The sequence below is a fragment of the Vibrio sp. B4-6 genome (genome assembly GCF_963888245.1).
GTDB classification, from domain to species: domain Bacteria; phylum Pseudomonadota; class Gammaproteobacteria; order Enterobacterales; family Vibrionaceae; genus Vibrio; species Vibrio anguillarum.
This window is the reverse complement of record NZ_CAWPIM010000028.1, coordinates 1-6671: the sequence shown is the minus strand read 5'-3', so window position 1 is coordinate 6671 and position 6671 is coordinate 1. Positions and strand designations below refer to the sequence as shown.

The window sequence follows — 6671 nt, the reverse complement described above, 5'->3', positions numbered from 1 at the left end:
GGTAGCATAACAAACGCTTCAAGAGGGACAGCCAACGCGTGGCATTTTTACTATGCGTTGGTTTCGGTGATTACGGTGTTATGCGGTAAGTTGGTAGTAGCGTTGTCTGCCCCTTAAGCGGGCGTTATGTTTACTTGTATTTCAGTGGCTTAAAGTTCCTTCGATCTATGTTCTTTGTCCCTTGGGCTGTTCGTTCGAGTACTTCAGCAAATCCGCATTGTCGGCCTAAGTTCATGAATCACTCAGCCCGTAAAACATGCCAATATTCGTGGGTTGCTTCATTTGCAAATCGGGTCGGTTGGTTTTAGGTTTCGATGGCTTTAGAGCGCTTTTAGCGTATTTGCCAAGTAGCATGTCGGCTTGGCAGTTGCCTCGGCAATTTGCCATTGTTCTGCGCTTTGGTTGGAAAGAGAGGGCGCTTGTTGAGCGTTTATCGGGTTGCCTCATTGGGCAGGGAAGTGGATTTACGCTCTTTGTGTCTAGCGCATCTGGCGGCCAAGTGAGTTTTGGCGTGTGATTAGACTCAGAAAACACGGTCAATAATGCAGTTCTTTGCCAAATAAATCAGTCGTTTGTGGTAAAACATAACAAACAATTCAAGCAGACCCTCAACGCTTAGCACTTTTGGTTTGCGTTGAATTTCGTGTTTACGGTGTCATGCGGGAAGTCAGCCAGTGCGTTTCGGGCTACTTAATTGGGCGTTATGTTTAAGGAGGAAACTATGACTGAAAGAGTTAATCCATGGCTTGAAAGATCCATTGCGAATTTAGTTCCTCTAAGCACAGCTGATATCTTTAGTGATGCCTGTAAAGAATGGGTTTTTAGTGGTGAGGTTGTTGATTACGGTGAAGCTACTGAGCAATGTGAGCTGTGTGAGCATGACGAACTTCGGTATCATTTTCTGATTGAAAATGGAGGCAACTCCAATAAGTTGTGGGTGGGTTCTTCGTGTATTCTGCGCTTTGAGGAAATCGTGGTTCTTGATGAGAACAAACGCGAACTACTTGATCAAAAAGAACGTAAAAAAGTTCTAGATAAGGCACTAAAAGCAAAGCAAATTGACGCTAGCCTTGATCCTTTGCGCGCATTGTGGAAAGTTGCATTTGAAAAACGAAGTACCATACATAATATGGCTCTGGAGATTAAAGATGGTAAATCTCTACCTCCTGATAGCTTGAGAATACTCTTTGAGCTTATGGATAAACATCATATTGACTTCAGGGCTAATGATTACTCAGTAAATTTACGAAGTGAGTTCGACCAGTTTCAGTTGTCTTATATGCCAAAAGACATGCAAAAAAAAATCTGGCTATGCATGTCTAAACAACAAAAAAACAAATTCCGCGAGCGTCTTGGCTTTTAAACATAACAAACGCTTTAAGACGGATTCGCAACGCGTGGCATTATTAACATGCGTTGATTTTAGTGATTCAGGTGGTGTGCGGAAGTATCGCATTGCGTTGCTCACCACTTAAGCGGGCGTTATGCAACTCAGGTAAATTTAGGGATTCAATCTTTTTGGATTTCTCCGGCCATTCGTTTTGCGTTGTCGGCAAATGAGCATTTTTACCCTAAAATTCGTGGTTTACTCAAGCCGTAAAACAGGCAAGGTTCTTTGTTTGCCTCAATCAGTTTTAGCGTTGGCGCGTTGTAAATTAAGTGGGCGCAAAGTGTGGAAAGGGCAAGTTATTCAATCATTTCGCATTTGCTGAAAGTCTTGCTTGTTGAGTTTGTCGCATTCAAAAGCTTGGTTTTTTGTTGAAAGGTGGGCTTTGTTTTGGCGGCTTATTTATCATGGCTCTTGCTTGGGTTGGTTCTTGAATCACTCAACCATTGCAATGGTGGCTTTTGATCGAGTAAAGTCAGTTTATCTTATTGAATTTGCATAACAAACGGCTCAAGAGGGATTGCCAACGCGTGGCGGCTTTGGTGCAAAATTGAAGTTCAGCGTTGACAGTGTGTTTTTTGAGTTCGGCGGTGCGTTGTCAACCCCTTAGCCGGGCGTTAGCTGAGGTTAAGAAAAGTCATAGAATTAAGCGTTTATTTTTCTTAGTCTGAGGCTCTAGCTTTACACCTGAAAGTCAGCACTTTTCCGCGTATCTCGCCAGTGGCACTGTTCGTGAAGCGGTTGAACTAACCGAAGTCTGTTTACGGGAAGTGGTGTGTTTGTTTATTTCTTTGGTGTGGCTTCTTTGGTTTTGAGGCTCTTTCGCGCTTAAATGGATTTCGTGCACTTGGTTGTTGGCTTCTTCGAAAGAATTCTTTGTAAATTTAAGTCTTAGAAGCTCGTCAGTTTTCCTGCTATTTCTTCTTTGCCAAGTGCGTTTTGTGGATTAGGTTTTAGTTTCTAAGTTGTCCGTTTTACTTTGTCGCTTGAAAGCAATAATGTTTTTTAAATTAGGCCGTTGGGCCGTAAATCTCCGGCTAAAGTGCAGCAGCTAACAAACGGCTCAAGAGGGATTGCCAACGCGTGGCGACTTTAGTGCAAAATTGAAGTTCAGTGTTTACAGTGTGTTTTTTAAGTTCGGCGGTGCGTTGTCAACCCCTTAGCCGGGCGTTAGGCAAGGTGAGTTTTTATCAGCTAAATCGAGTTGAAATTGAGCAGTAAATTCCATGTTTTGTGGCTTAACTTAAGCAATAAATAATCATCACATATTTGCTGTTTCTTGATCGCGTTGGGTTGTTTAGCGTTGTGAATTCAGCGGCAAAATAACCTTCAGCATTCAAACGTCCGCCGAGCATGCTACGCTCGTCACTTTTCTTCCAAATCGCTCAATTTGAGTTTTTTGTTTCTTTGCTGATTTAGCATTTTGGTTTATAAATGAGTCGGTTAGTTTGTTTCAAGTTTACAAAAAAGCTCGTCCTTTGGTTTTGAAAGTCTCGGTGTCAATCAGTTGGCCTAACAAACGGCTCAAGAGGGATTGCCAACGCGTGGCGACTTTAGTTCAAAATTGAAGTTCAGTGTTTACAGGGTGTTTTTTGAGTTCGGTGGTGCGTTGTCAACCCCTTAGCCGGGCGTTATAAAGATTCGGAGGTATGGCGCATAAATGGAAGTGTTTGCAGAATTACTCATAAACGGTGAATACTGGATTGCAGCTGCTATCTTGGTTTTACTTGTAGCCACTCAGCTACCAAAAATTACTGATTTTTATAGAAATAATCGTAATCAACGTTGCTTAGCTATTACAGATGCTCTTAATGACCCAAATGTTTCAACAGAATTGAAAAAACATTTAAAGAATGAACTCAATATAGAACACTTCCGAAAAGCTCATGGTATTAGGCTAAGTATGCCGATGCTCACGGCTATTTTTGTTCTAAATGACCGTGTGGGCAGTCAGGTATCTTTTCGCCATTTACTTAAAACAATCGGAGCTTTTCCAAACGTTTCGGATATCGCAGATTTTAGTTTTAGAGTTCGATTATCAAAATTTGAAAAGATATTCGGGGTTTTTAATCTCGTATGTGGTTTGATCGTAGCAACAGTTGGACTTGTGAGTACTTTATTTTCTGTGTATTCACTGGTAGTTGATTTCAATGCTAGCTATCTGATTTTAGGGCTTATAGCTATGCCCCTTGGCTTTAACATGTTGAGTGATGGTAGTGTGGTTTTTTCGGTTTATCATGTAAATAATGCGCTTGAATCATATGAAAAGACGCATGGCGAAAAATCTTTATAACAAAGCGTTTAAGACGGATTCCCAACGTTCGGCATTTTCAGTTTGCTTCGGCTTAAGTGTTTACGGCACAATGTTTTAGGTGCAGTGGTATGCGTTGCTCACCACTTAACGCGGCGTTAGGCAAAGTGAGTTTTTATCAGCTAAATCGGGTTTGAATTGAACGGCGAATTCCATGTTCTCATGGCTGGACTTAAGCAATAAATCGTCATCACATATTTGCTGTTTCTTGATCGTGTTGGGTTGCTTTTCGTTGTGAATTTAGTGGCAAAATAACCTTCAGCATCCAAACGTCCGCCGAGCATGCTACGCTCGTCACTTTTCTTCCAAACCGTTAAATTTGAGTTTTTTGGTTTCTTTGCTGATTTGAGATTTTGGTTTATAAATTAATCGCTTAGTTGGTTTTCAGTTTTCAAACAAGCCTTGTTCTTGAGTTTCTAAAGTATCGTTGTCAATCTATTGGCCTAACAAACGGCTCAAGAGGGATTGCCAACGCTTGGCGACTTTAGTGCAAAATTGAAGTTCAGTGTTTACGGTGTGTTTTTTAAGTTTGGCGGTGCGTTGTCAACCCCTTAGCCGGGCGTTAAGCTACTTATTAACTATGGAGATAATTGCTAAATGTCAGATGAAATTAGGCGAGAGTTTATAGTAAGGATCGAAGGCTTACGTGTACAAATATCAAATCGGTATAATGTACTGAACTTAGAAGCTATTTGGTTGTTTGTTGCTACATTGGGTTGTTGGAGTGTTAATCAACCCATTATCCAATTAATGGCAATATTATTAGTTTTTGTGTTTTTTTCATCCAAGATCTTCAAGGATAAGAAATATGAGTCAACATTTACACAGCATTTAAAAGAAATACGTGCAGATATTGAGGCTTCAGTACTAGAAGGTGATGTAGAGAAAGCAAGGCTGCATGAACTAGATGAAATTGAAAAAAACTTACTAAGCATTCGGTCAATTTATAAGTCTACCCCTATGTTTTTATTAGGTTATGGCTTTTGGGCTTTATCTCTATTCACATTTGGTTATCGGATGTTTTTCGTAACAGTAGCTTAACAAACGCTTCAAGAGGGACTTCCAACGCGCGGTATTTTTATTGTGCGTTGATTTCGGTGGTTTCAGTGTTATGCGGAAACTTGGTAGTAGCGTTGTCAGCCCCTTAAGCGGGCGTTAGGCGAAAAGAGGTAACAATTCGGATGAGTGTCTTTGGTCAAGAATTAGAAGTTTCATTGTTGTTAGGAATTTGGGGCGCATTACTATCCACAATTCTATTTATCCTGAAGCTACACGAGGCTTGGGGGCAGAGGTTTAAAATTGAAGTATCATCAATAACAAGAAGTTGCGTGGATCTTGGGCACGATATAAGTATTAAGAACTTGTCAGCAAAGCCCGTGTTATTGGAATACCTAGAACTTTATTCAAAAAAAGGATGGCCTCCATTTTCTACGGAAAGTTATATTTGGTCTCCAGAAGATTCATGGTTAAACGCTCGAATTGAGCCATCCGACAAAAAAGTATACAACTTCAATCAGGGTGACTATTTTTCTCTATCGGGTAAAAAAGTATATGTGAGGCTTCATTTTGCTGGTCGTAAACCTTTCGTAAAGAAAGTCGCAGGTTGAAAAAATCGCCTAACAAACGGCTCAAGAGGGATTGCCAACGCGTGGCGACTTTAGTGCAAAATTGAAGTTCAGTGTTTAAGTGTGTTTTTTAAGTTCGGCGGTGCGTTGTCAACCCCTTAGCCGGGCGTTATGCAACTCAGGTAAATTTAGGGTTTCAATCTTTTGGATTTCTCCGGCCATTCGTTTTGTGTTGTCGGAAAATGACATTTTTACCCTAAAATTCATGGTTCACTCAAACCGTAAAACAGACAAGATTCCTGGTTTGCCTCAATCAGTTTTAGCTTTGGCTTGTTGTCAATTTAGCGTGCGCAAAGTGTGGAAAGGGCAAGTTATTCGATCATTTCGCATTTGTTGAAAGTCTTGCCGGTTGAGTTTGTCTGGTTCAAAAGCTTGGGTTGTTGTTGAAAGGTGGGCTTTGTTTTGGCGGCTTATTTATCACGGCTCTTGCTTGGGCTGGTTCTTGAATCACTCAACCATTGCAATTGTGGCTTTTGGTCGTGTAAAGTCAGTTTATGTCATTGAATTTGCATAACAAACGGCTCAAGAGGGATTGCCAACGCGTGGCGACTTTAGTGCAAAATTGAAGTTCAGTGTTTACAGTGGTTTTTTGAGTTCGGTGGTGCGTTGTCAACCCCTTAGCCGGGCGTTATGTATCAGGAGGAAAAATGGAATACAAATGGAATGTGTTTGCAACTGTTGTTGTTGCGTTAATTTCAGGAGGGGTAGGTGCCTACACCGCCAATGCAAACTCGGAAAGCATTTTAGAGTTAGAGAAGCTTAAGCTTGAAGAGAAGAAGTACAATGATCGGATTGCTTTTTTCAATAAGAGGTGTGATGCCATTAGTGCGTTACACCGTGATATGACTGATGGAGTGCAAAATCTTTACATAGGTGGCTCATCTGAAAACTTTCAAGAAACAGTCCAGCGTTTAGCTAAGCTAAGAAGTCAAAGGCAAGAAGCTGAAACATATTTAGGTGAGGTAGCTCTTGCTCATCAAGCACAAATAGAAAAAGCACTTGAAGCTAGTGAAGAAAAAAAGCCTGAGTTTGTTGTAATACCAACGGTTTCAGCACTTCGCGAAGAGCTGAAGCTATGTAATAGCGCAGATGCTTTTTCAGCAAATACATAACAATCTGTTTAAGAGTGATTCGCAACGCGTGGCATTTTTACCATGCGTTGATTTTAGTGATTAAGGTGATATGCGGGAGCTTCAGTATTGCGTTGCTCACACCTTAACAGGGCGTTATGCTAATTTTGAGTAAGGAACCAATGTGAATAAATATGCTGAAAAGTTACTAACTGGTGATATTGAATTAGCACTTAAATTAAGCAAGTTTACGAAGCTGTTTAAGATCTTTATGGCCT

Annotated in this window: 5 protein-coding genes; all 5 read left to right on the top strand. The window is 40.8% G+C overall.

Features of this window, described 5'->3' with window-relative positions:
- Positions 1–721 precede the first annotated feature (721 nt).
- The 5 genes from AACV20_RS09125 to AACV20_RS09105 all read left to right on the top strand — a co-directional run bounded on the left by AACV20_RS09125 (position 722) and on the right by AACV20_RS09105 (position 6435).
- The gene (locus AACV20_RS09125) at positions 722–1363 is read left to right on the top strand and encodes a hypothetical protein (RefSeq protein WP_094131616.1); all 642 of its coding nucleotides are present in this window, start codon (positions 722–724) and stop codon (positions 1361–1363) included.
- A gap of 1684 nt (positions 1364–3047) precedes the next feature.
- Entirely contained in the window at positions 3048–3680 is a 633-nt protein-coding gene (locus tag AACV20_RS09120; protein ID WP_017049041.1) for a hypothetical protein, read from the top strand.
- Between the two features lie 615 nt (positions 3681–4295).
- Positions 4296–4739, top strand: coding sequence for a hypothetical protein (locus AACV20_RS09115; protein WP_170908062.1), 444 nt, complete (start codon positions 4296–4298; stop codon positions 4737–4739).
- Positions 4740–4879: 140 nt separating this feature from the next.
- Positions 4880–5305, top strand: a complete 426-nt coding sequence (locus AACV20_RS09110; RefSeq protein ID WP_105976638.1) for a hypothetical protein — start codon at positions 4880–4882, stop codon at positions 5303–5305.
- Positions 5306–5970: 665 nt separating this feature from the next.
- Complete coding sequence (locus AACV20_RS09105) at positions 5971–6435, top strand: hypothetical protein (RefSeq protein WP_094128249.1); 465 nt, start codon at positions 5971–5973, stop codon at positions 6433–6435.
- The last annotated feature ends 236 nt before the right edge of the window (positions 6436–6671 follow it).

Bases quoted from the DNA above. Each gene is read 5' to 3' on its own strand.
- AACV20_RS09125 (WP_094131616.1), top strand. From the start codon at position 722: ATGACTGAAAGAGTTAATCCATGGCTTGAAAGATCCATTGCGAATTTA.
- AACV20_RS09120 (WP_017049041.1), top strand. From the start codon at position 3,048: ATGGAAGTGTTTGCAGAATTACTCATAAACGGTGAATACTGGATTGCA.
- AACV20_RS09115 (WP_170908062.1), top strand. From the start codon at position 4,296: ATGTCAGATGAAATTAGGCGAGAGTTTATAGTAAGGATCGAAGGCTTA.
- AACV20_RS09110 (WP_105976638.1), top strand. From the start codon at position 4,880: ATGAGTGTCTTTGGTCAAGAATTAGAAGTTTCATTGTTGTTAGGAATT.
- AACV20_RS09105 (WP_094128249.1), top strand. From the start codon at position 5,971: ATGGAATACAAATGGAATGTGTTTGCAACTGTTGTTGTTGCGTTAATT.